General features: G+C 66.5%; 20 protein-coding genes and 3 pseudogenes. 12 read left to right on the top strand and 11 right to left on the bottom strand.

The genetic code is table 11. The features are described from left to right. The first annotated feature begins 197 nt into the window (after positions 1-197). The 7 genes and pseudogenes from KB874_RS12835 to KB874_RS12810 all read left to right on the top strand — a co-directional run. Positions 198-1,841 (top strand): FAD-dependent monooxygenase, encoded by a 1,644-nt coding sequence (locus tag KB874_RS12835; RefSeq protein ID WP_346346548.1) that lies wholly within the window; start codon positions 198-200, stop codon positions 1,839-1,841. Positions 1,842-1,937: 96 nt separating this feature from the next. Continuing rightward, positions 1,938-2,936 carry a TAXI family TRAP transporter solute-binding subunit gene (locus tag KB874_RS12830; protein ID WP_212536958.1) on the top strand — a complete coding sequence of 333 codons (999 nt, stop codon included), beginning with the start codon at positions 1,938-1,940 and terminating at the stop codon, positions 2,934-2,936. A gap of 78 nt (positions 2,937-3,014) precedes the next feature. Continuing rightward, positions 3,015-4,886, top strand: a complete 1,872-nt coding sequence (locus KB874_RS12825; protein WP_212536957.1) for a TRAP transporter permease — start codon at positions 3,015-3,017, stop codon at positions 4,884-4,886. Beyond that, complete coding sequence (locus KB874_RS12820; RefSeq protein ID WP_212536956.1) at positions 4,883-5,950, top strand: amidohydrolase family protein; 1,068 nt, start codon at positions 4,883-4,885, stop codon at positions 5,948-5,950. Before KB874_RS12825 ends, KB874_RS12820 begins: the two co-directional genes overlap by 4 nt. Positions 5,951-6,097: 147 nt before the next feature. Then, a pseudogene (locus tag KB874_RS22925) lies at positions 6,098-6,276 on the top strand (IS6 family transposase); the annotation flags it as partial. 217 nt (positions 6,277-6,493) lie between these two features. Continuing rightward, positions 6,494-7,014 (top strand): annotated as a pseudogene (locus tag KB874_RS12815) (IS5 family transposase); the annotation flags it as partial. Next, positions 7,007-7,364: pseudogene (locus KB874_RS12810) on the top strand (DDE-type integrase/transposase/recombinase); the annotation flags it as partial. The pseudogenes KB874_RS12815 and KB874_RS12810, both read left to right, overlap by 8 nt. Positions 7,365-7,420: 56 nt before the next feature. Here KB874_RS12810 and KB874_RS12805 read toward each other — a convergent pair. The 5 genes from KB874_RS12805 to KB874_RS12785 all read right to left on the bottom strand — a co-directional run bounded on the left by KB874_RS12805 (position 7,421) and on the right by KB874_RS12785 (position 12,975). After that, positions 7,421-7,987, bottom strand: coding sequence for a PqiC family protein (locus tag KB874_RS12805; protein ID WP_212536955.1), 567 nt, complete (start codon positions 7,985-7,987; stop codon positions 7,421-7,423). A 5-nt stretch (positions 7,988-7,992) separates the two neighbouring features. Further along, positions 7,993-10,437: a PqiB family protein gene (locus tag KB874_RS12800; protein ID WP_212536954.1), complete on the bottom strand. Its 2,445-nt coding sequence runs from the start codon at positions 10,435-10,437 to the stop codon at positions 7,993-7,995. Then, entirely contained in the window at positions 10,434-11,051 is a 618-nt protein-coding gene (locus KB874_RS12795; RefSeq protein WP_346346547.1) for a paraquat-inducible protein A, read from the bottom strand. The genes KB874_RS12800 and KB874_RS12795 overlap by 4 nt, the downstream gene beginning before the upstream one ends. Further along, the gene (locus tag KB874_RS12790) at positions 11,048-11,677 is read right to left on the bottom strand and encodes a paraquat-inducible protein A (protein ID WP_212536953.1); all 630 of its coding nucleotides are present in this window, start codon (positions 11,675-11,677) and stop codon (positions 11,048-11,050) included. The genes KB874_RS12795 and KB874_RS12790 overlap by 4 nt, the downstream gene beginning before the upstream one ends. 176 nt (positions 11,678-11,853) lie before the next feature. After that, complete coding sequence (locus KB874_RS12785) at positions 11,854-12,975, bottom strand: ROK family transcriptional regulator (RefSeq protein WP_212537310.1); 1,122 nt, start codon at positions 12,973-12,975, stop codon at positions 11,854-11,856. A 237-nt stretch (positions 12,976-13,212) separates the two neighbouring features. On the opposite strand from KB874_RS12785, the gene KB874_RS12780 reads away from it, so the two are divergent. The 4 genes from KB874_RS12780 (at position 13,213) to xylB (ending at position 17,798) form a co-directional block, all read left to right on the top strand. Then, complete coding sequence (locus KB874_RS12780) at positions 13,213-14,241, top strand: sugar ABC transporter substrate-binding protein (RefSeq protein ID WP_428849248.1); 1,029 nt, start codon at positions 13,213-13,215, stop codon at positions 14,239-14,241. A gap of 169 nt (positions 14,242-14,410) precedes the next feature. Continuing rightward, positions 14,411-15,550: an ABC transporter permease gene (locus KB874_RS12775; RefSeq protein WP_212536952.1), complete on the top strand. Its 1,140-nt coding sequence runs from the start codon at positions 14,411-14,413 to the stop codon at positions 15,548-15,550. 52 nt (positions 15,551-15,602) lie between these two features. Further along, a complete protein-coding gene (locus tag KB874_RS12770) occupies positions 15,603-16,379 on the top strand; it encodes an ATP-binding cassette domain-containing protein (RefSeq protein ID WP_212536951.1) in 777 nt (258 codons plus the stop codon). Between the two features lie 6 nt (positions 16,380-16,385). Further along, positions 16,386-17,798, top strand: coding sequence for a xylulokinase (gene xylB / locus KB874_RS12765; RefSeq protein WP_212536950.1), 1,413 nt, complete (start codon positions 16,386-16,388; stop codon positions 17,796-17,798). 98 nt (positions 17,799-17,896) lie between these two features. Here xylB and arsJ read toward each other — a convergent pair whose 3' ends face one another. The 6 genes from arsJ to dctP form a co-directional block, all read right to left on the bottom strand. Then, entirely contained in the window at positions 17,897-19,150 is a 1,254-nt protein-coding gene (gene arsJ / locus KB874_RS12760) for an organoarsenical effux MFS transporter ArsJ (RefSeq protein WP_346346546.1), read from the bottom strand. After that, entirely contained in the window at positions 19,147-20,145 is a 999-nt protein-coding gene (locus KB874_RS12755) for an ArsJ-associated glyceraldehyde-3-phosphate dehydrogenase (RefSeq protein ID WP_212536948.1), read from the bottom strand. Before KB874_RS12755 ends, arsJ begins: the two co-directional genes overlap by 4 nt. Next, positions 20,142-20,972, bottom strand: coding sequence for a metalloregulator ArsR/SmtB family transcription factor (locus KB874_RS12750; RefSeq protein ID WP_212536947.1), 831 nt, complete (start codon positions 20,970-20,972; stop codon positions 20,142-20,144). Before KB874_RS12750 ends, KB874_RS12755 begins: the two co-directional genes overlap by 4 nt. A gap of 94 nt (positions 20,973-21,066) precedes the next feature. After that, the gene (locus KB874_RS12745; protein WP_212536946.1) at positions 21,067-22,467 is read right to left on the bottom strand and encodes a TRAP transporter large permease; all 1,401 of its coding nucleotides are present in this window, start codon (positions 22,465-22,467) and stop codon (positions 21,067-21,069) included. Position 22,468: 1 nt separating this feature from the next. Beyond that, positions 22,469-23,098 (bottom strand): TRAP transporter small permease subunit, encoded by a 630-nt coding sequence (locus tag KB874_RS12740; RefSeq protein WP_212536945.1) that lies wholly within the window; start codon positions 23,096-23,098, stop codon positions 22,469-22,471. A gap of 97 nt (positions 23,099-23,195) precedes the next feature. Next, a complete protein-coding gene (dctP, locus tag KB874_RS12735; protein ID WP_212536944.1) occupies positions 23,196-24,212 on the bottom strand; it encodes a TRAP transporter substrate-binding protein DctP in 1,017 nt (338 codons plus the stop codon). A gap of 402 nt (positions 24,213-24,614) precedes the next feature. Here dctP and KB874_RS12730 point away from each other — a divergent pair. After that, positions 24,615-24,809: acetyl-coenzyme A synthetase N-terminal domain-containing protein (locus KB874_RS12730; protein WP_212536943.1), on the top strand; the 195-nt coding region annotated here is incomplete at its 3' end.

The raw sequence follows: 24,809 nt of genomic DNA, 5'->3' as shown, positions 1-24,809 counted from the left end.
TCGGTTCGATCAGGGGTCGATGTTAAGCCGCCCGACGGCCCAGGACCACAGAGGATTGCAGGCACAATTCACGGCACGAAGCCCCTTCGCGGGCGTCGCTGCCTGCCACCGGCAGGAGTGCGAAATCCCTCGGACAGGGCGAATGCGTGCTGGACAAGAAGGCCGCTGGTCCCGAAGGTTGGCCTTGGCAGAGCTTAGTGACCACCTTCACCGGGCAGTCCGACGCTCTTGAACGCAAGACGACCATTCGGACGGACCTCGTGAACCAGAACTTCGACGTCATCATCAACGGAGGCGGCCCGGTCGGGATGGCCCTGGCCATCGACCTCGGCCAGCGCGGCATACGAACCTGCGTGGTCGACCGGAACCCGCAACCGCCGCAGATTCCCAAGGGCCAGAACCTGACGCAGCGCACGGCCGAGCATTTCATGGCGTGGCACTGCGAGGCTGAGTTGCGCGCCGCGCATCCGCTGCCGCCCGGCGCGGGTATCGGTGGGATGACGATGTATGGCTCGCTCCTGTCGGAGTATCACCTCGACTGGTTCAACCGCGCCTCTGTCGCCCGGTATTACCACACCGCCAACGCCCGCCTGCCGCAATACAAGACCGAGGCCGTGCTGCGCGCCCGCGCGGCCGAAATCGACGCGATCACGCTGATGTACGGCTGGACCGGTGAGAGCGTCGCTCAGGACGACAGCGGTACGCGGCTGGGCATCCGCAACCTGACGATGGGCGAAACGGCCGAGATCGACAGCACCTACCTCGTGGGCGCAGACGGCAGCCGGTCGAAGACGCGCGAGGCAGCGGGCATCACCGAAACGGAGCAGAGCCACGACCGGCTGATGGTCCTGCTGGTGTTCGACTCCGACGCCCTGCACCGGCTGTTGCAGCGCTATCCCGACAAGGCGATCTACAAGGTGCTGCATCCCGACCTCGACGGCTACTGGCTGTTCTTCGGGCGGGTGGACCACGGCAAGAGCTGGTTCTTCCATGCGCCCGTGCCCGCCGGGACGACGCGGGACAATTACGATTTCGCGGACTTGCTGCACCGGGCGGTGGGTGAACCCTTCGACCTCGACATCACCTATGTCGGCTTCTGGGACCTGCGGATCGCCCGGGCGGATGCCTATCGCGCCGGGCGCATCTTCATCGCCGGGGACGCGGCCCATTCGCATCCGCCCTATGGCGGATACGGCATCAACACCGGCTTCGAGGACGCGCGCAACCTCGGCTGGAAACTCGCCGCCACGCTACAGGGCTGGGGTGGCGACGCGCTGCTGGACAGCTACGACGCCGAGCGCAAGCCGGTCTTTGCCTCGACCGCGCGCGATTTCATCGGGCGCTACATCGAGAAGGACCGCGCGTTCCTGCGCGCGCACACGCCCGAGAAGGACGGCGCCGCGTTCGAGACGGCCTGGCGGGACAGCCAGAGCGACACCTGGGACGTGGACCGGTTCGAGCCGCATTACGAAGGCTCGCCCATCGTGCCGGACAGCGCCGGCAGTCCGAGTGCCATCGGCCAGCACGACATCGCCGCCCGCCCCGGACACCACCTGGCGCCACCCGTGGCAGGCCTGAAGGGCCTGACCGCCACGTTCGGCGAAGGCTTTACCCTCTTCACGCCAGACCCGGATACGGCCCGCGCCCTGAAACAGGCGGCGGAGCGGCTTGGGGTGCCGCTCGCGACGCCAGAGGCGCCGCCGGAGTGGTTCGAGGCATGGCAGGCCCCGCTGGTTCTGGTCCGGCCGGACGGGTTCGTGGCCGCGACCCGCGCGCCCGAAAACGCGGATGCGTTCGCCGCCATGCTGGCCCGCGCCTGCGGCCGGACCGCGGCGGCCTGAGGGAGGAATGATTCACGCAACTGCTATCTTTTCGAAAAGCGTTGGGTAACACTTGCGAAACGAAGGCCGGGAAAACGGTCGAAAAGGGAGGAAGACATGAGGAAGATCTACAAGGGCGCCTTGCTGGCGCTTGCCGTGCTTGGCCTGCAGGCAACGGCTGCAACCGCGCAAGGCCGGATCACCATCGGAACCAACCCGCAGGGCTCGCTCTATTACACGGTCGGCGGTGGCATGGCGGCCGCGCTGCAAGAGGCGCTGGGACGCCAGGTCACGGTGCAGCCCTATGCGGGCTCGACCGTCTACCTGCCGTTGGTCGCGACGGGCGAAGTGACCGTGGGGATCAACTCGAGCCTCGACACCGGTGGGGTCGCGCGCGGCGAATACGGCGGCGAAGGCTATGACGAGTTGCGCGTCCTCGCCCGCCTCTGGGGCCTGAGCGTGGCGCTGGCATCGCGCGCCAATGACAACCTCATCACGGTGCAGGACCTGAAGGGCAAGCGCGTGGTCACCGATTTCTCGGCCCTCAAGGCCGTGAGCCTCGTCGACCAGACCTATATCAAGGCCGGCGGCCTGTCGCTCGACGATGTCGTGGGCGTCACCGTCTCGGGCCTCGGGCCGGGGATGGAAGGCCTGACCGAAGGCTCGCTGGACGCGACCGGCATCGCGGTGGGTATCCCGCTGACCCAGCAGGCCCATGCGACGATCCCGGGCGGCATCCGCTATGTCTCGATCACCGGGCCGAACGCGACCTCTGAGTACGTCGACAGCATCTATCCCGGCACCTACATCGTGACAATCGAACCGTCGCCGCGCCTGCCCGAAGTGACCGAGCCGGTCAACGTGATCGGCTACGACGTCTATCTCACAGCGTCGGTCAACCTGCCTGACGAAGAGGTGACGGCGATCCTGACGGCGCTCTACGACGCCTTCCCGCAGCTGCGCGAGGATTATCCGGCGATCCGCTCGGGCAGCGCCGAGCAATTCGCGTCGACGTCGAACACCGTGCCCTATCACCCGGCCGCCGTGGCCTTCTACCAGGACAAGGGCATGTGGACCGAGGCCAACGCAGCCAAGGACGCGAAGGTCGCGCAGTAACCCGCGACCGAAGCTTTCGGGCGGCACGCACCTGTCCGGGCCGCCCGATCGACGTCCTTCCTTGTGAGAATGTCCATCATGTTGCGCGCGATCATATCGGCGAGCCTGCCGGTTCTCGGCATCCTCTGGCTGCTGGATGTGCCGGCGGATCTCGGCTGGGTCATCATCACCGAGCAATACCTCGCGGTCATCTGCGGCATCGCCTGCCTGGCCGGGATCGTCTCGAGCCCGCTGTCGCCCCGGCTGCAGGCGCTGGACTGGGCATTCGGCCTGGCTGCAATGGTCGGCTGGTTCTGGCTGGCCTTGAACTACGAGGCCTGGCTGATCGATCCGATCAACCGTGGCCCGGAGAAGTGGGTGCCGGCGATCGTTGCGGTCCTGGGCGCGCTCGAGGCGACGCGGCGGCAATGCGGCACGGTCCTGGCCGCACTCGCTGTGGCGTTCCTGGCCTACGGCTTTTTCGGATGGATGGCGCCGGGCATCTTCGAGGCGGCCTACCTCGCGCCGGTGCGCTACCTTCTATATATCTACAACGATACCAACGGCATTCCCGGCCTCGTGCTGAATGTCGGTGCGACGCAGATCCTGGGCTTCATCATCTTCGGCGCCACGCTGAACGTCGTGGGCGGCAGCCGGGCGATGACCGACCTCGCGCTCGCCCTCATGGGCCACAGGCGCGGCGGCCCTGCCAAGGTCGCGGTGATCGCCTCGTCGCTGTTCGGCACGCTGTCGGGGTCCACCGTGGCCAACGTCATGTCCACCGGCGTCGTCACGATTCCGATGATGAAGAAATCCGGCTTTCCGCCCCGCTATGCCGCCGCGATCGAGGCCGTCGCCTCGAACGGCGGCCAGATCGCGCCGCCGGTCATGGGGGCCACCGCCTTTGTCATCGCCGAGTTCCTGCAGGTGCCCTACACCGACGTGGTTCTGGCCGCGACGCTTCCTGCCTTCTTCTACTATTTCCTGCTCTATCGCATGATCGACCGCTATGCCGCCGCGCATGGCCTCGCCGGCGAGCCCCGCGAGGCGCTGCCAAAGCTGCGCACCGCCCTGCTGGGGGCATGGCCCCTGATCGCGCCGATCGCGATCCTGATCTGGTTCCTGTTCTACCTCGGCTATTCGCCGGGCAAGGCCGCGCTCTATTCCGCCGGTGCCGCCTTTGCGCTGTTTGCGGTGACCGATCCGCGCGGGGCGCTGGCCGCGCTCCCGGAGATTCTGCGCAACAGCGGGCAGACACTGCTGCCGATCCTGCTGGTCTGCGCCGTCGCAGGCATCGTGATCGGAACGATCAACATCTCGGGGCTGGGTTTCGCCCTGACTCTGGCACTGGGCAAGATCGCCTCGCTGGGCGGGGTGTTCCCGCTGCTGCTGGCCACGGCGGTCATCGCCATCGTTCTCGGCGTGGGCATGCCCACGACGGGTGTCTACGTGATCGTGTCGGTCCTGCTCGCGCCCGCGCTGGTGCGCGAGGGGATCGGCGAGATGTCGGCGCATCTCTTTATCCTGTATTTCGGCCTGCTCTCGATGCTGACGCCTCCGGTCGCGGTGGCCTCCTACGCGGCCGCCAGCATCGCGGGCAGTGACATGTGGCAGACCGGCATCAGCGGCATGCGGCTGGCCATCGTCGCCTACCTGCTGCCCTTCGTGTTTGCGCTGAACCCGGCGCTGCTGATGGACGGGACCTGGCTGCAGATCGGCATTTCCTGCCTGACCATCGCGGTGGCGGGCAGCCTGCTGGCCGAGGGTCTGGCCAGCAAGCGCGCCTACGGCGGCGGCGCGATGCGCCTGCTGGCCATCGCCAGCGCGCTGATCATCGGCGCCAGCACCGCCGTCTTCGCCCCGGACTCTGTGCCCGGCATCTCCATCGCGCTGCTCTCGGTTCCCGTGGCCTGGGCCCTGACCCGGATCGGCGCGCCGTCTCAACCGACCAGCAAGGAGCCAGCCCGATGACCGACCGCTATCCTCCCTTTCCCCCGCGCGACCCGAACCCGCCCTACAAGCGTATCGCCACCGAAGAAGCCTGGATCTCACCCGAGATCATGGCGCTGTATCGCAAGGAAATCGCCGAGCCGCAGATCAAGGACCCGGGCTTTGCACAGCTCTGGGGCTTCTTCTGCGGGGATCATCCGCTGGCGCAGGCGCAGCGCCGGCGCATCGTGGGCCTGGGCGAGGAACGCATCAAGGACATGGATGACAGCGGCATCGACATCGCGGTGCTGTCGCTCGGATCGCCCGGCGTGCAGATCTTCGACCCGGCGACCGCCAGCGCGTTGGCCGAACGCGCGAACGACGAACTGGCCGAGGGCATCGCGAAGTATCCCGACCGCTTCGTCGGCCTCGCCGCCTTCTCGCCGCTCGACCCGGACCGCGCGGCCAAGGAGCTGGAGCGCGGCGTGACCAAGCTGGGCCTGCGGGGCGGCATCCTGAACGGGCACACGCTGGGCACCTACCTCGACGATCCGAAATACTGGCCAGTCTTCGAGGCGGCCGAGGCGCTGAACGTGCCGATCTACCTGCACCCGAACATGCCGTCGGCGCAGATGATCCAACCCTTCCTGTCGCGCGCCCTTGATGCGGCCGTCTATGGCTTTGCCTGCGACACGGGCCTGCACGCGCTGCGCCTGCTCGTCTCGGGCATCTTCGACCGCTTCCCGAACCTGCAGATCATCCTCGGCCATTGCGGCGAGGCGCTGCCCTACTGGCTTTACCGCATCGACTTCATGCACACGCGGATTTCGACCACGGGCCGCCATCCGAACGTGCAGCCTCTGAAACGGCGGGCCTGGGATTACCTCTGCGACAACTTCTACTACACGTCGTCGGGTGTCGGCTGGGCGCCTCCGGTCCAGTATGTGATGGACGTGATCGGCACCGACCGGATGATGTACGCGATGGATTACCCATGGCAGTTCGTCAAGGAAGAGGTCGGCGCGCTCGACGCGATGGACATTTCACCCGAGGCGAAACGGGCCTTCTTCGAAGACAACGCAAGACGGCTGTTCTCGATCGCCTGATAAGGAAGCGAAGGCTCGCCTTCGCTCCCACAGCACGTCTCGCCGGCAAGCCGATTGAAAGCATATTTTTTGAAACGGCTCCCTCGTTCTGGGCAAGTGAACACCTTCCTGGGAAAGTCAAATTGTGTCCACGAAACCGGGGGAACTTCACACCTGCCCTTCCGACGACGAGAGCGGGCGATGCTTCGGTTTCGACGTATACGGAGTTAGCAGAATTTCGCCGCCGTCCACGCCTCTGCCACGAAACACTTCGATCAAGTGCGTAGCCATTCAAGCTGAACCGCGCCGCAGCACATGCTGAGTGGCGTGGTCTCTGCTCGCATTAATTGAGCCCGCTCCTGCCCTATCGGAAACGAGTTCGAATTCGTCTGACAGCGCCGCTTCTGAGGCCCCATAATCTCCAGATCTCATGTCTGCGCCAATTTGGTAAATTCTTGGCAAAAGCCTGTAATTGATTGGTATTTTCCAGGTCGCGATCTAGACTCCAGCCCCATTGATTTCGGCTGGAGGGCATGATTCAGCGTTCGAAAAACGAGGGGTGGCATGTCTGAACTCTTCTGGCTGAGCGACGCACAGATGGCGCGTCTGGAGCCCTTCTTCCCGAAGTCCCACGGCAGGCCGCGTGTCGATGACCGGCGCGTTCTGAGCGGGATTATCTTTATAAACTGCAAGGGTTTACGCTGTCGGGATGCACCGAAAGAGCATGGTCCGCACAAGACGCTCTACAACCGTTGGAAGCGGTGGAGCGACAAAGGCATCTTTAAGCAGATGATGGCTGGCCTGGCCTCTGAACACGGCGAGACAAAAACAGTGATGATCGATGCGACCTGTCTGAAGGCACATCGCACCGCGTCCAGCCTGGGCGTCAAAAAGGGGGGCGTGGCCGCCTGATCGGTCGCACCAAAGGCGGCATGAACACCAAGCTGCATGCCATCTGCGATAGCAAAGGTCGCCCGATCAACTTCTTCGTGTCCGCCGGACAGGTCAGCGATTACATCGGGGTGCAGGCACTGCTCAGCAGCCTGCCCGATGTCGACTGGCTGCTTGGGGACCCTGGACAAGAAGGGGGCGCTGAAGCTCTTGAAGAAAGCAATGCGGAAGCACGGCCGGCCTGAGGTCATCGTGACCGACAAGCTCCGGTCCCATGGCGCTGCCTTGAAGAAAATCGGTGCTGATGCCCGGCCGGAAACGGGCCATCGGGCAAACAACGGAGCGGAAAACTCGCACCACCCATTCCGACGACGGGAAAGAGCGGTGCTTCGCTTCCGGCGGATGCGACGTGTTCAGATGTTCGCCGCCGTTCATTCCTTGGTTCGAAACCACGTTAAACAGGAACGCCGTCTATTCACACGCCTGTTTCAAGCACAACCGCGCCGCGGCTCTGGCCGAGTGGCGCGGTCTCTGCCCGGCATAAGGGGCAATGTGACTGTCCGGGCGGAGGCTTGTTCACCTTGGTCTGACAGCACCCGATCAGCGCAGCCCGTTCTTCGCCACGAACAGTGCCAGCTGCGTGACCGCCTGCGCGCGGGCAGCGGCGATGGCGGCGGGACCGCCCTCGGCCCCGATGGGCGTCTCGATCTCGAATCCGCGCGCACGGTCGCGGCCGCCATCCTCCGGCGCGACAAAAACCTGGCCCGCCAGCCGGAACGTGCCCGCCTCGGTCGCATGGAAATCCGTCACCCGCAGGTCGACGCGCACGTCCGACGGGTCGCGGAACGGCCAGGGCTCGGGCGCGACCAGCCGCCCGGTGATCGTGTCCAGGTCGCGCGCCAGTTGCAGCGTCACCGCGCGCGCTGGTTCATCCGCCCAGAGCGGCCCCAGCGGCACGATGGCGCCTGAGGCCTCGCGGATGTGGATTTCCTCGTCCTGCCCATAGGTCGGCAGCGTGACGGCCACCACCTCGATCCGGGCAAAACGCACGGACACGCTCTCGGATGGGGCGGCGGTGGGCGTAGGCGCGTCGAAACGCGCCTCGGTCCCGGCGCAGGCCGCCAGGGACAGCGCGGCGAAAAGGGAAAGGGCGGGCAGCTTGGTCATGGGGGTCACCGTCCTGTGATCAGGGAATTGGGATTGCGCTGGATCTGCCGTGCCAGCCGGTCGATCGATTGCGCGGCGGCCTCGATCTGGCGGATGGCGGATGACAGATCGCGCCCGAAATCGCCGTTGGCGCCGTAATCGCCCAGTGTCGCACTGGCACGATTGGCCAGGCCCGACAGGCGGTCCGCCAGCGAAGGCAGCGCGCGGCTGGCCTCGGATATGGCGGCGGCAGCCTCGCGCGCCGAGGCGAGCGTCGCGTTGGCATTGTCCACCACGCCGCCGGCGCGGAGCTCCTCCAGCGTGCGGCGCAACTCGGCCAACGTACCGTTGAGTTCCGCCGGCAAGTCACGGGTGCTGGGCTGGTCCACCAGCGCGTCGATGCTGTCGAGCAGCGCGCGCGCCTGTTGCGCCAGGTCGTCCAGCGCAAGGTTTTCCGCGTCGTTCAGAACCGCGCTTGCCTGGTCGGCGATGCCCGGCAGCCGCCCGGCAGTGTCACCCAGCGAGGCCACGAGGTCGGAGACCGCCGTCACGATCTGGCGCTGCTGCGCCTCGAGCAACAGGGTGTTCACTGTATCGGCGGCCTGCTGCAAACCCTCGGCCAGTCCGCCCACCTGCCCCGGCAGGGCGGCGAATTCGGGCGATTCCGTCAGTGTGCGCAACGAGGCCAGCGTGCCGCGCAGGTCGCCAGGGATCGCGGTCACGTTTTCGTCCGTCAGCAGCGCGTCGGCATTGCCCAGCAGCGCCGCCATCTGGTCGGCCAGCGCCTGCAAGGGCAGCGCCTCTGCCTGCCCCAGCAGCGCACCCGCCTGCTCGGCCAGGGCGGGCAGAGTCTGCGCCGTCCGGTCCAGCGTGGCGATCAGGTCCGAGACGGCCGCGACCACCGCCTGGTCCTGCACGTCGCCCAGCAAAGCGTTCAGCTTGGCCGAGGCTTCGCTCAGCCCCTCGGCCAGCGCGCCCACCTGCGCGGGCAGCGCCGCGACCTCGTCGGATTCGGCCAGCGCCCGCACCGCCTGGAGCGTCGCGCGCAGGTCGCCCGGCGCGGCCTGCAGATCCTCGCTCCCGATGATGCCGCGAGCGTCCTGCAAGGTGCCAATGACCTCGGCCATCAGTTCCTCGACCGGCAGGTTCTCGACCCGCGTCAGCAGGCCCTGCGCGGTGGTCGCAACGTTGGTCACGTTCGACGGCGCGGTGGGAATCGCCGGATAGGGATCGGCGGCGCGGTCCAGCGTCGCGGGGGCTGCGTCGTCCACCAGCACCAGCTCGACCTTGAGCCCGCCGGTTAGCAGCGAGGCGTTGGTCAGCTGCGCGCGCATGCCTTCGGCGATGCGCTGGTCGAGATAGTCGAGGAAGGCGCCCTCGCCCTCCTGCGGGTCCAGGCCGATGCGGCCGGGGTTCAGCTTGACCGTGACGGCCAGCCGCACCTCGGTGTCGCCGAAACGGGCGGGATCGACGATGCCCGCGATGGTTCGCACTTCGCCCATGCGCAAGCCGCCCAGCGTCACCGGCGCACCGGCCGACAGGCCGGCCAGGTTTTCCTCGAAGATCATCAGCAGGTCGACCGTGCCGCCCTCGCCCTCGAGGAAGTAATCCTCGCGCGCGGTGTCCTCGTCGGGATGCAGGGTGAACACGTCGCCATTGGCCAGCGGCACGCCGCCCGAACCCAGCGATTCAAAGGTCACGCCGCCGCCGATCAGGGAGGCCAGCGAGGTGAAGTTCAGGCTGGCCCCGCTGGCACCCAGGGAAAAGCTGAAACCAGAGATGTCCCAGAACCGCGCGGCGGTCGAGACAAGGCCCGTATAGGGTTCCAGGATTACCGCGTCGGCGCTGACGGTCAGCCCGTCTTCGGCCACCACGGTCGGCCCGAGGCGGCCGACCTGCACGCCGCGGTAGTAGATCGGCGTGTTCTCGCTGGGCAGCCCGTTTTCCGAGCGCAGGGTGAAGGTCACGCCGCTTTCGCCCAGCGCCAGCAGCGGCGCCTTGTCGGCACCGATGTAACTGTCCTGCGGCTCTCCGGGTTCGCCATCCCAGGCACCGGCGATGTAGACGCCCGACAGCACCGTATCGAGGCCGGAAACCCCCTGCGCCGTCACCTGAGGCCGCACAATCCAGAAGGTCGCGTCTGCGTCGACAAAGGGGGCGATTGTCTTGTCCAGCCGGATCGCCGCCACGACGCGGCCCAGGTCGTCGGAGAACCGCACGTCCTCGACCAGCCCCACGGTGATGTCCCGATACCGCAGTTCGGTCTCTTGAGCGCGTACGCCGTCGGCCTTTGCGAATTCGACCTCGATCAGCGGGCCGCGGTCGGTCCAGTTCTTCCAGGCCACGCCGAGAGAGGCCACCAGGGCCACCACCGGGATCAGCCAGATCATCGAGATGCCCGAACGCGCTTCGGACGGCTTCTTCAGGGGCACGTCGCGCAGGGTATCGGTATCGGTATCGTGGTCGGTCATGCGGGGTCTTCGTTCCGGGTGCTGAGGCTGTCCCAGATCAGTCGCGTGTCGAAAGATCGTGCGGAGAGCATGGTGAATATCACGGAGAGGGCGAACGTCAGGGCTGCCGGGCCGGGCTGGATCGAGGCGATCACCGACAGCTGCACCAGCGCGCTGAGGATGGCGACCACGAACACGTCGATCATCGACCAGCGGCCGACGAATTCGACGACTTCGTAAAGGTGCTGGCGGCCATGCAGGCTCTGGATCGAGCCGCGCCGTACGGAGATTGCAAGGTGGGCGATGGCGATAAACTTGGCCACCGGAATCACCACCGAGGCGAACAGCACGATGGCGGCGATGCCGATCTCGCCATGCTTGGCGATCTCGACCGCGCCACCGACGATGGTGCTGGATTGCGTGCCGACGATGGTCGACGTGACCAGCATCGGGTAGAGATTCGCCGGAATGTAGAACAGCAGCCCGGTGGCCCAGAAGGCCCAGACCAGCTGGAGGCTGTTGTCATGGCGCGAGCGCAGGGTCGCGCCGCAGCGCCCGCATCGATCCGTCCCGTCCGGCCAGACCGAGGCACAGCCGGTGCAGGTCACCAGCCCCATGTCGCGCGCGGTCTTCACGCGTTGTCCGCCTCTTCCAGTGCGCGCCAGATCGACCAGCTGCACAGGTAGCGGTCGGCGACGATCACGATCACCGACAACGCGGTGAACATCCAGAAGGCCGCGCCGAATTCCAGGTGCGCCAGAGACGACACCTTGACCAGCGCCACGGCGCAACCGATGGAAAAGACCTCGGTCATGGCCCAGGGCTTGAGCTCTTGCGCGATGCGAAACGCGTCGCGGGCATGGCGCAGCGGCGGGCGGCCCAGCTCGATCGGGCCGATCACGTAGACCAGCAGCGCGGTGCGGATAAGCGGCACCAGCACGATCAGAAGCACCGTGCTGACCGAGACCAGCACCAGCACACCCGAGCGAAAGCTGGTCGCCACGTCCCACAGCGAGACACGGTTGGCCATACCTGCCGCATTGATCGACAGGAAGGGAAAGAAGCTGGCCGCAATCACGAGGATCAGCACCGCCACCGACAGCGCCAGGATGTGCAGCCCGGCATTCTCGCGGGTCGAGATCAGCACCGTCCCGCAGCGTTCGCAGACCGCCCGTTCGCCGGGCGCGGGCATGCGCGCCAGATAGACGGCGTCGCAGGACGGACAGCCGATCAGCGTCGAAGGGTCGGGATGGTTCGTCATGTCGGGCACCACTCCGGGTTGCGCGGGACCGTCGCGGACGCGGCCCGCCGCGCTGGATAGACGCTCTGCCCCCGGACCGCAACCGTGACGCCGGGTGCGCCGCCGCGTCAGATTCCCACATGCCGGCAGATGCAGCACGGGGCGCCGGATGGATCGCGCATATGGCACCGAGGGCGCTATTCGATCAGGAACCGCTGCGACAGCGGCAGGCTGGCCGCGCCCAGCGCGCGTGCATCCGGGCCGACGCTGCCGGTCGAAACCGCCGGGACGGTCAGGCCCGACAGGTCGATGCCGCGCATCGCTGCATGCACCTCGTCCACCAGTTGCCCGCGCAGCGCCGGCGGCATCCAGCCGTCGATGCGCACCGCCTCGAAATCCATCACCGAGCAGGCGGCCGCGATCGCATGGGCCAGCCCGCCCGCCGCATGGTGGACCCAGGCATCGACAATGGCCTGGTCCAGTGCCCAGCCCTCGGCGCTTTCCCACATGACGGCGGTCTCGTGACCTGCCTCGCGCAGGCGGCGTTCCAGAACCGACAGGCTCGCCACCTCCAGAAGCTGCGTCGTGCCGCCCTTGCCGTCCGGCACCGGGCAGGGCCCCAGGGCGCCCGCATTGCCGCGCCCGGTGAACAGCTTGCCGTTCAGCACCACGCCGCCGCCGATGAAATAGCCGATGTAGAAATAGAGGAAATCCTTGGCGCCCTCGTAGGGGCCAAAGACCAGTTCCGCCCCGCAGGCGGTCGAGGCATCGTTTTCCAGGAACACCGGGAAATCGAGGGCGGCGGCGATCTCGGCCCGGATGTCGGCGTCGCGCCAGGCGTCCATCGCGCCCTCGGGCACGCCCAGGTGCTGCGCCCAGTTCCACAGGAAGAAGGGCATACCGATCCCGAGGCCCGCCACCCGGGCGCGTTCCTGCCGGCTCAGGTCGCGCAGTATCGCCTCGATCTGGGTGATGGCAAAGCGCACCGTGTCCTCTGGCATCGGGTAGGCATGCACCCGCATCGCCCGGCTGCGCACACGGCCAAGGAAATCGGTCAGCACCAGTTCGACGCTGCGCCGCCCGACCTTCAACCCCAAGAACAGCGCCCCGTCAGGCGCCAGCCGCATCGGCACCGAGGGTTGGCCGACCTTGCCGCGCACCGGCGCATCGCGCGTCAGCAGCCCCTCGCCCTCCAGCTTGCGCATGATGACGGAGACGGTCTGCGCCGACAGGCCCGTGGTGCGCGCAATCCCGGCCTTGGCCATCGGCCCGTGGCGGCGCAGGATGGTCAGGACAAGGCGTTCGTTGTGCGCCCGCATGGCCCCCTGATTCGAGCCGCGCTCCAGTATCTCGGTCCCGGTATCTGCGGCTTGCGCCGGCCCCTTGTCTGCCACGGAGGATCCTCCCACACGGAACGATGCGCATCCACCCGCCATATGTCAATTAATAATTCATTTAGATTTATTTATTGACAGACGCAGCGAATCCGCGTTTCCTCTGCCGTGGAAAGGGTGGGGAAACCCTGACCCTTTGCGCGAACCTAGGGAGGAATACCTGTGAAAAATTTGACCAAGACGCTCGCCATGGGCGCGTCGGCGCTTGCCTTTTCGGCCAGCATGGCACTGGCTGGCGGCCATTCGACCACGGTCTGCCTGATCACCAAGACCGACACCAACCCCTTCTTCGTCAAGATGAAGGAAGGCGCGACCGCCAAGGCCGAGGAACTGGGCATGACGCTCAAGGCCTATGCCGGCAAGATCGACGGCGACCATGAGAGCCAGGTCCAGGCCATCGAGACCTGCATCGCCGACGGCGCCAAGGGCATCCTGATCACCGCCTCCGACACCGCCGCCATCGTCGAGCCGCTGAAGCAGGCGCGTGATGCGGGCCTGCTGGTGATCGCGCTGGACACGCCACTCGACCCGATCGACGCCGCCGACGCGACCTTTGCCACCGACAACTTTCTTGCCGGCCTGTTGATCGGCCAGTGGGCCAAGGCCACGCTGGGCGACGCTGCCGCAGATGCGCGCATCGCAACGCTGGACCTGGCGATCAGCCAGCCCACCGTTGACGTGCTGCGCAATCAGGGTTTCCTTCAGGGCTTCGGCATCGACCTGGCCGATCCGGGCAAGATCGGCGACGAGACCGATCCCCGCATCGTCGGCAGCGACGTGACCGCCGGCAACGAGGAAGGCGGCCGCCGCGCTATGGAGAACCTGCTGGCCAAGGACTCGACGATCAACGTCGTGCACACGATCAACGAGCCCGCCGCCGCGGGCGCCTACGAGGCGCTCAAGGCGATCGGCCGCGAGAACGACGTGCTGATCGTGTCGGTCGATGGCGGCTGCCCCGGCGTGCAGAACGTCAAGGACGGCGTGATCGGCGCCACCTCGCAGCAGTATCCGCTGCTGATGGCGTCGCTTGGAGTCGAGGCAGTCAAGGCCTGGGCCGACAATGGCGTCAAGCCGGAGCCGACCGAAGGCAAGAACTTCTTCGACACCGGCGTGGCGCTGGTGACCGACAAGCCCGCCGAGGGCGTCGAGTCGATCTCGGTCGAAGAGGGCATGAACCTTTGCTGGGGCTGACGCCCTGACGGCACGGGGCGGGGTTATCCCCCGCCCCGTCGCCATGACGCTTGACGCTTGACGCTTGACGCTTGACGCTTGACGCTTGACGCTTGACGCAAGGTCAACCCGTGTCCACGCTTGCCGCAAGCAAGGCGGAAAACCGCATCCACATCTCCGGGAGGAAACCATGTCCGAGACCACGCCGCGTGGCCAGGAATACGAACAGGTCTTGTCCGGCGCCAGCCAGACCGTCGCCCAGTTCGACGATCACAAGAAGGGCTTCGTTTCCCGCCTTCAGCATTTCCTGCACAGCAATCCGTCGATGGTGCCGCTGATCGTGCTGGTCATCTCGACGCTGGGCCTCGGGCTCTACATCGATTGGGAACCGATCAAGGTCATGACCGGCATGGCCCGGCTGGAGGATGTGAACAACGGATCGTTCCGCTTCTTCGCGCCATTCACGCTGTCACTGATCCTCCAGCAGGTGCAGATCGTGGGTGTGCTGGCGCTGGCCCAGACGCTGATCATCCTGACCGCAGGGATCGACCTGTCGGTGGGTGCCATCGCGGTGCTGTGCAGCGTCATCATGGGCAAGCTGACCTTCGACTACGGCTTGCCGCCGTTCTTTTCGATCCTTCTCGGCCTCGCCTTTGGCACCGGCATCGGCGCGGTCTCGGGCTATCTCGTCAGCCGGGTCAAGCTGCCGCCCTTCATCGTGACGCTGGGCATGTGGCAGATCGTGCTGGCGGCGAATTACCTCTATTCCGCCAACGAGACCATCCGTAGCCAGGACATCGAGGCCAGCGCCCCCCTGCTGCAGTTCCTCGGCACCTCGTTCGCCTTCGGCAGCGCCAAGATCACGTTGGGCGTGGTGGCGATGCTGGTGCTGGCGCTGATCCTGGCCTATGCCCTGCGCTCGACCGCATGGGGCCGGCATGTCTATGCCGTGGGCGACGATCCCGAAGCCGCCGAACTGGCGGGCGTCGATGTGCATAAGACCCTGATGTCGGTCTACATGCTGGCGGGTTTCATCTGCGCCTTTACCGCCTGGGTGATGATCGGACGCTTCGGCTCTGTCTCGCCCTCGGCCTCGACCGGCGTGCTGGGCAACATCCAGTCCATCACCGCCGTGGTTATCGGGGGCATCTCGCTGTTCGGCGGGCGCGGCTCGATCCTGGGGGCGCTGTTCGGCGCGCTGATCGTTGGCGTGTTCGAGCTGGGCCTGCGCATGGCCGGCGCCGACAGCCAGTGGACCTACCTGCTGATCGGCTTCCTCATCATCGCCGCCGTCAGCGTCGACCAGTGGATCCGCAAGGTATCCGGATAATCGTCCCGCAGGGCGGGGGTCCACCCCGCCCCTCCAGCAAGGAGTGCAAGAGATGCAACCCATCCTGAAGGGCCGCAACCTGGTCAAGCGCTATGGCAAGGTGACCGCGCTCGACCATTGCGATTTCGACCTGATGCCGGGCGAGATCCTGGCTGTCATCGGCGACAACGGCGCCGGCAAATCCACCCTGATCAAGGCGGTCTCCGGCGCTGTGATCCCCGATGGCGGCACCATCGAACTCGAAGGCAAGCCGATCCGCTTTCAATCCCCCATCGAGGCGCGCGACGCCGGGATCGAGACGGTCTACCAGACGCTCGCCATGTCCCCTGCTCTGTCCATCGCCGAGAACATGTTCATGGGCCGGGAGATCCGCAAGTCGGGCCCCATGGGCCAGTGGCTGCGCATGCTCGATCGCAAGGAGATGGAGCGCATCGCCCGGCAAAAGCTGAACGACCTCGGGCTGATGACGATCCAGAACATCAACCAGCCGGTCGAGACGCTCTCGGGCGGCCAGCGCCAGGGCGTCGCCGTGGCCCGCGCCGCGGCCTTCGGCTCCAAGGTCATCATCCTGGATGAGCCGACCGCCGCGCTGGGCGTCAAGGAAAGCCGCAAAGTGCTGGAACTGATCCTCGACGTTAAGGCGCGCGGCATCCCGATTATCCTGATCAGCCACAACATGCCGCATGTCTTCGAGGTGGCCGACCGCATCCACGTGCACCGGCTGGGCAAGCGGCTTTGCGTGATCGACCCCAAGGACCACACGATGTCCGACGCGGTGGCCTACATGACCGGCGCCAAGGAGCCGGACCCGGCCCTCAGCGCGGCCTGACGCCCCATGTTCCTCGGGATCGACGTCGGGACCTCCTCGGTCAAGGCGGTGCTTTGCGACGCCGCGCTTCGGACCCTGTCCGAGGCGAGCGTGCCTTTGGGCATCGCCCATCCGCATCCCGCCTGGGCCGAGCAACACCCGGACAGCTGGTGGCAGGCTGCCGTGCAGGCGGTACGCGCGCTGCGCATATCCGGGCCGGTGCGCGCCATCGGCCTGTCCGGGCAGATGCACGGCGCGGTGCTGCTGGATGCCTCGGGAGACGTTCTGCGCCCGGCGATCCTGTGGAACGACGGTCGCGCCGCGACGGACTCCGCCGAATTGTCCGACCCGGTTCTGGAACGCATCGCAGGGGTGCGCGCCATGCCCGGCCTGACCGCGCCCAAGCTGCTGTGGCTGAGGCGGCACGAGCCCGAACTGCATGCCCGCATCGCGCATGTGCTGCTGCCCAAGGACTTCATCGGCCATCGCCTGCACGGGCGCATCGTCACCGACCGGTCGGACGCGGGCGGCACCTGGTGGTTCGACCAGGCGCGCGGCACATGGTCCGACCGGCTCTGCGCCGCCACCGCCACCGATCCCGCCTGGCTGCCAGAGGTGCTGGCCGGCGATGCCGTGGCGGGGACGCTGACCAGTGACGCCGCGCAGGCGCTCGGCCTGCCCGCGGGCATCCCTGTGGCGGCGGGCGCTGGCGACGCGGTGGCGGGCGCAGTGGCCATCGGGGCGGTCAGCGACGGTGTGGGCTTCATCTCGCTCGGCACCTCGGGACAGTTGTTCGTGGCGACCGGGGCCTATGCCGCCGCGCCCGCGCAGGGCCTGCACAGCTTTGCCCATGCCTACCCAGGCCTCTGGTACCAGATGGCCGCCATGCTGAACGGCGCGCGCCCGATGGCCTGGTTCTCCGAGATGACCGGCGCGCCCCTGCCCGTCCTGCTGGCCGAGGCCGCCGAGGCCGACAGCCGCGACGCGCCGCTTTGCCTGCCCTACCTGACCGGGGAACGCACGCCACATGGCGACGCGCAGATCCGGGGGGCGTTTTCCGGCATCGGCAACGGCACCACGCGCGGCCAGATGATGCGCGCGGTGATCGACGCCATCGCCTACAGTTTCGCTGACGCCAAGGCGGCGGTCGAGGCCGCGCGCCCCCTGCCCGCCCGGCTGCGGGTGATCGGCGGCGGCGCCCGAGCCGACCTTCTGGTGCAGACCATCGCCGACGTGATGTGCGTGCCGCTTGACCGGACGCCCGATGCGGCGGTGGGTCCGGCGTTGGGGGCCGCGCGGCTGGCGGCGCGGGCGGTGGGTTCGGAGCCGCCCTACGAGACGCCCGAGGCCCAGCACTTCACGCCCCGGGACACGCCATGGCATGCAGAGCGGCTGGCGAAGTTCAGGGCTCTGTATCAGGCGTTGAAAGGATTGACCTAGTCGCTGCGATCAAAGCGCGGAATCAAGGCCGAAGGCCGCCGCGCGGCGGCGATCCGCGGCTCACGCTTTTCTAACATTGCTCCGCGACCCAAGGCGCTTCACGCCCTGAGCCGACCCGCGAAAACCGCGCTCAACCCCAGCATCAGCGCCGCGACGCCAAGACAGGCCGCGACGCCGCCCAACTGGTAACTCATGCCCGACAGCAACGTGCCCAGCAGCCGCCCCGCCGCGTTCGCCATGTAGTAGAAGCCCACATCCATCGTTACCCGCTCTCCCTTGGAGAAGGCGAGGATCAGGTAGCTGTGCAGCGACGAGTTCACCGCAAAGGCCGCGCCGAAAAGCAAGAGCCCCGCGACAAGCGCCGCGGTCAGCCAGGGCGCGGGCTCGCCCGCCACGATCACCAGCCCCGCCAGCAACGCCGGCACCAGTGCCAGCGCCCCCGCCCAAAGCCGCGCCGCCGCGATCAGCTCGGCCTCGGGGCGGTGCGCGGCGCCCAGCAGTTTCGGCGCTGCGGCCTGCACCGCGCCATACAGGATCGTCCAGACCGCCATGAAGGTTCCGATGGTGAAGAACGCCACGCGGTTGCCGGCCTCGGTCCCGTCCGACAGGACCGCGTAGAAATAGACCGGGATGCCGACCACGAACCACACGTCGCGCGCGCCGAACAGGAACACCCGCGCCGCCGAGAGCCAGTTGATGTTGGCGTCCTTGGAAAAGACCTCGCGAAACTTGGCGCCCTTGCGCCCGGCGGGCAGACCGCCCGGCATCCGCAGCACCACCGCGACCAGCACCAGCGCCAGCACGGCCGCCATGCCCAGGACCGCCGCGTGGAACCCCGCCAGCGCCAGCAGCGCCGCGCCCAGAAGAAAGCCCGCGCCCTTGACCGCGTTCTTCGACCCGGTCAGCACCGCGACCCACTTGAACAACCCGCCCTGCCCGCTTGGCGCGAGCAGCTTGACCGCCGACTTGGCGCTCATCTTGGACAGGTCCTTGGCCACGCCCGAGGCACCCTGCACCGCCATCACATAGGCGACCGACGCGCCTATGCCCCAGGACGGGTCCAGCCCGGCGAGCGCCAGCAGCGCGCCCACCTGCAGGGCCAGCCCGGCATAGAGCGTCGTGGTCAGACCGAACCGCGCGGCGATCCACCCCGCCGAGAGGTTCGTCACGATCCCCGCGATTTCATACAGGAGGAACAGGTAGGCCAGCTGAACAGGGCTGAAACCGAGCGTGTGGAAATGCAGCAGCACCAGCATCCGCAGCGCGCCGTCGGTCAGCATGAAGGCCCAGTAGGCCGCCGTCACCGGGATATAGGCGGCCAGACCCTCGGGGCGCGACGCGGCCACGGTCACAGCGACGCGCCCACCATCCGCGCGACATCCACCAGCCGGTGCGCATAGCCCCATTCGTTGTCATACCAGGCATAGACCTTCACCTGCGTGCCGTTGACGACCATGGTGGACGGCGCATCGACGATGCTCGACCTCGGGTCGTTGACATAGTCGGTCGAGACCAGCGGCCGTTCCTCGTAGCCGAGGATACCCTTCAGCGGGCCTTCGGCTGCGGCCTTGAACAGCGCGTTGACTTCTTCGGGTGTCGTCGCCCGCTCGACCTCGAAGACGCAGTCGGTCAGCGAGGCGTTCAGCAGCGGCACCCGCACCGCGTGGCCGTTCAGGCGCCCCTTGAGTTCCGGGTAGATCAAAGTGATCGCCGTGGCCGATCCGGTCGTCGTCGGGATCAGGGAATTCAGCGCCGAGCGCGCGCGGCGCAGGTCCTTGGCGGGCCGGTCGACGATGGTCTGGGTGTTGGTCACGTCGTGGATCGTGGTGATCGAGCCATGCCGGATGCCCAATGCCTCGTGGATCACCTTGACCACCGGGGCGAGGCAATTCGTCGTGCAGGAGGCCGCCGTCACGATGGAGTGGCGCGCAGGGTCATAGGTGTCGTGGTTCACGCCGTAGACGATGTTGGCGGCGTCGCCATCCTTGACCGGGGCGGAAACCACCACCTTCTTCACGCCGCGCGCGAAATAGGGCGCGATCCGCGCGGCGGTCTTGTAATGGCCCGTGCAGTCTATTACCACGTCGACCCCCTCCAGCGGCAGCGCGTCCAGCGCGCGTTCGCAGAATATCGGCAGGCGCATCCCGTTCACCGTCAGGCTGTCGGCATCATGCGTGATATCCGCATTCCAGCGGCCATGGACCGTGTCGAACTCCAGCAGGTGCGCATGCATCAAAGGGTCGCCCACGGCATCGTTCAGCCAGGCGACCTGCATGCCTTCCTCGAGCATGGGACGCAGGGCGAGCTTTCCGATCCGGCCAAGGCCGTTGATGGCATAGGTTGTCATGCGGGCTCTCTCGTCTGGCCAAGCGTGTCGACCCGCGCCTGCAGGCTGACTCGGTCGAGCGAGTCGAAGGGCAGCGCAGCGAAGGCCGCGATGCGGTTGCGCAGGGCGCCATAGACCTGCTGGAAGGCAAGCTGGCGCTCGGCCTCGGTGCCGGTAGCCCTGACAGGGTCGGGCTGGCCCCAGTGCCCGGTGATCGGCTGGCCCGGCCAGGGCGGGCATTCCTCGTTCGCGGCGCGGTCGCAGACGGTAAAGACGAAGTCGAGAGGCGGAGCGCCCGCGCCCTGGAACTCCGAGACATGCTTGGCCCGCAGGCCGGACACGTCGTGTCCCTTGGCCTGCAACAGCGCAACCGCGCGGGGGTTCAGCTCGGAATAGGGTCGGGTGCCGGCGGAATGCGCCTCGAACCGGTCGCCCGCCATCTCGCGCAGCAGGGTTTCAGCCATGATCGAGCGGGCCGAGTTGCCGGTGCAGATGAACAGGACCGCGTATTTTCTGTGGGACATGACAGGCTCCTTGTCATGGTCGGGTAACAGGCAGATGTCGGGCCGCCCGCGGCAGCAATCCGCCGCCAGGTAGGCGACGAGACCCGCGGCCGCGGTCGTGTCGGCTTGATAAAGCAGCGAGGTTCCCTCGCGCCGCTGGCCGATCAGGCCCGCCTGCCGCAGCTGTGCCAGCGCCGCCGACAGGGACGAGGGCGGCAGGTCCAGTGCCTGGGCCAGGTCCCCGGCCGGCACCTCGCCGGGAAACCGCCGCATCAGCAGCCGGAACAGCGCCAGGCGGCGCGGATGCGCCAGCGCGGAGAGTTGGGTGATCGCCAGAGATTCCATACTTCCGGAAATATGGAATCATCATCCGGAAGGCAAGCATGAAAAACGGGGCGCGCCGTGGCAAGCCCCGTCCATCGGATCTGGACCCGGATCGTCAGGCCATGCTTGGCAGCCACAGCACGATGGCCGGGAAGGCCACCAGCAGCGCGATGGTGACCCCGTCCGCGATGAAGAACGGCGTCACGCCGCGGAACACATCCTGCACGCTCAGGTCGTCGCGCACGCCCGCCACCACGAAGCAGTTGAGCCCGATGGGCGGCGTGATCAGGCAGAACTCGGCCATCTTGACCACGAGGATGCCGAACCAGATCGCGCACATCGGCCCCGACATGCCGAATGCGCTGTCCTCGGCCGCGACCATCGCGCCGCCGTTCAGCGCCATGACCGCCGGGTAGACCACCGGCAGCGTCAGCAGCAGCATACCGATTGCATCCATGAACATGCCCAGCACCGCATAGGCCAGCAGGATGCAGACCAGGATCAGCATCGGCGAGTAATGCAGCGAGGTGATCCAGTCGGCAAAGGCCGAAGGCAGGTCGGCAAAGCCGAGGAAGCGGACATAGATCAGCACGCCCCAGATGATCGAGAAGATCATGATCGACAGCTTGGCCGTCTCGATCAGCGCATCCTTCAGCTCGGCAAAGCGCATGCCGCGCCAGACCGCCATGCAGAAGACGATGAAGGCGCCGATCGCGCCGCCCTCGGTCGGCGTGCCCCATGCGTCGCCACCGAACGGGTTGTAGACGAAGAAGATGATGATCACGACCACCGCCACGATGGGCAGCGCGGGCGGAAGGCTGACAAAGCGCTCCTTCCAGGTGAAGCCACGCACCGGCGGGCCGAAATTCGGCAGCACCAAGGCCAACCCGATGATCAGCATCATGTAGACGAAGGCCGAGAACAGGCCGGGGATGAACCCCGCCAGCAGCAGCTTGCCCACGTCCTGCTCGACGATGATGGCGTAGATCACCAGGATCGCCGAGGGCGGGATCAGGCTGGCCAGCGTGCCGGCGGCGGCGACCACACCGGCGGCGAAGCGCTTGTCATAGCCGACCTTCAGCATCTCGGGGATGGCGATGCGGGCAAAGACCGCCGCCGTCGCCACGCTGGCCCCCGAGACAGCGGCAAACCCCGCCGTGGCAAAGACGGTGGACACCGCCAACCCGCCCGGCACCCAGGCGATCCAGCGCTTGGCCGCCTCGAACAGCGCCCGTGTCAGGCCCGCGTAATAGGCGAGATAACCGATCAGGATGAAGGTGGGGATCAGGCTCAGCGCCTGGCTTGCCACCTTGCCATGCGGCACCTGGCCCGCGGTCTTGACCGCCACCTCCAGCGCCCAGCCGAATTCCGACGGGTCATAGCCCTTGCGCGCCCAGAAGATCCAGATCAGGCCGAACAGCCCGGCAAAGGCCGCGGCAAACGCCACGCGCATTCCCAGCACCACGAGGACCAGCAACCCGCCCGTCACCCAGAGGCCGATTTCGATATTGTCCATATCAGTCGTGCCCCTTCACCTGGTTGGCCTCGGCAGCGGCGAGTTCTGCCGCGCTCATGACCAGCGGCACGGCCACCGGCTCGCTCAGGCCCAGGACGAAAGCCCGGCCATAGCCCCAGAGTTGCAGCACCAGCCGCAGGCAGAGCACCGAAAAGGCCACCGGAACGACCAGCTTGGCCGGCCAGAGCGGCAGGCCCAAGTCGATCGTGCTGTCGCGCGACCACATCGGCCGCGTCATGTCAAAGCTGCGGTCGAAATGCGCCCAGCTGCCCCAGACCAGAAGCACCATCAGCACCAGCACCGCGAAGGTCGTGATGAATTCGGCCAGCCACAGCGGGCGGCCCTTCAGCGCGCCCACAACGATATCCATGCGGATATGGCCGCCGAGCCGCTGGACATAGGCAATCCCGAAGATCGCGATCAGTGGCATCGCTGTCTCGATCCAGTCGACATAACCGGGCAACGGCTCGTTGAAACCGTTGCGCCCGGTCACCGACACAACCGCGAGGCACATCAGCAGAAACGCCCCGATCCCCGATACGAGCGCCATCGCCCGTTCCACGTGCTGCAATCCCAGGTCGAGCCGGGACAACAGGCTGTCATCGCTCAGCACGGATGCGCCGCCCGCCATGATCCACCCCTCTTGAGAAATAAATATCCCGCGCCCCGGGGCGGTCAGCCCGGGCCAGTGGCCCCGGACCGTGGTCCGGGGCGCGGCGATCAGGACGTCAGTTGGACGCGCGCGCGGTCTTCAGCGTGCCGACGACCAGTTCGTAGAGCTCTTGCGCAGGCAGGCCCTGCGCGCTCATCGAGGTGATCCACTCGTCATGGATCGGCTTGCCGGCGATGTCCTGGAAGCGGGCCAGTTCCTCGTCGGCGATCATCACCTTCTGGACGTTCTTCTCGGCCAGCACGGTGTCCCATTGCTTCAGCAGTTCGCCGTAGTTCTCGAGGTAAAAGGCGATGGCCTCGTCGATCGAGCTGTCCAGCGCCTCGCGCTCGGCATCGGTCAGCGACTCGTAGGCGTCGATATTGACCACGACCGGGCAATTCACGGTGCCGGGGTTCAGGTTCGCCGTCCACCAGGTTGCGGTGTTGATCGTGCCGAAGGACAGGTGCGCGTGCTGCGCGAAGGCCACGGTGTCGACCACGCCGGATTCCATCGCCTGGTAGGCCTCGGACGAGGTCACCGAGGTCGGCACGCCGCCGACGGCGCGGAACGCCTCGCCCAGCCCTCCGGTGGCGCGGACGCGCATGCCGTCGAATTCCGCCAGTTCGTCGCGCGGCTCGCCGGTGCCGACCAGGTTGTATTGCGGCATCGGCGAGGTCATCAGCATCTTGGCGTTCCACTGCGCCATCTCTTCGGCGACGGCGGGATGGTCATAGACCGCGTGGCTGACGGCGACTTCCTCTTCCAGCGTGTTCACTCCGAGGAAGGGCAGTTCCAGCACGGTGATCGCGCGGTTCTTGTCCGGGTGATAGCCGGCGCAGAACTGCGCCATCTCAAAGGCCCCGATCGAGATACCGTCGAGGTTCTCGGTGTTCTTCGACAGGCCGCCATACGAGATGTTCATGGTGAACTCGCCACCGGTCTTCTCGGCAACCAGGTCGGCCAGCTTGTGGATGTGCTCGGTGAAGGCGCGGCGGCTTCCCCAGACGGAAACGTTCCACTCGGTCGCGGCGGCTTCGGTCGCAAAGGTCACGGCCAGGGCGCTGCACAGCAGCTTGGCGGTCATGTTGGGCATGTCTTTCTCCCCTCTGTTGGACACGGGCGGTTTTCCACCTCGTCGGGGGAGACTAGAGAATCGAGGGGGCAGTGCAAGACGTTTTGGCACCCCGATTTGTGGCGAAAGTCCGGCATGCAACGGCATACCGCATCAATATGTCACACCGAGACATCGCGCACCCGTTACCGCATGACAGTCGCTCCACCCGTTTAACGGGCATTTTACGAAGTCCAGCAAAACAAGGGACTTGGGCAGGCTTTCGAAAATTCATTAACAGATTATCATCGGTTTCTGAAAATTTTTTACATCTAAACCGTTGTAAGAAATATATTTTCCAAAACCGTTTTCAAAAGCCTATGGTCGGCGCAAGTCCATGACGCCGGGGCAACCGGCATGACCCGATCTGCTTAGGAGGAGCGCATGAAAGACCAGCCGACCACCCCGACCGGAACCCATCCGCCATCCGCCGAGATCGTCGCCAAGGCCCACATCGACGCGGCGAAATACGATGCGCTTTATGCGCGGTCGATCTCTGACCCCGAGGGGTTCTGGGCCGAACAGGCTCAGCGGCTGGACTGGATCAAGGCGCCGACGAAGATCAAGGACGTCGATTTC

The sequence above is a fragment of the Thetidibacter halocola genome (assembly GCF_018224955.1).
GTDB classification, from domain to species: domain Bacteria; phylum Pseudomonadota; class Alphaproteobacteria; order Rhodobacterales; family Rhodobacteraceae; genus Thetidibacter; species Thetidibacter halocola.
This window is presented reverse-complemented; position numbering and strand designations above follow the sequence as displayed.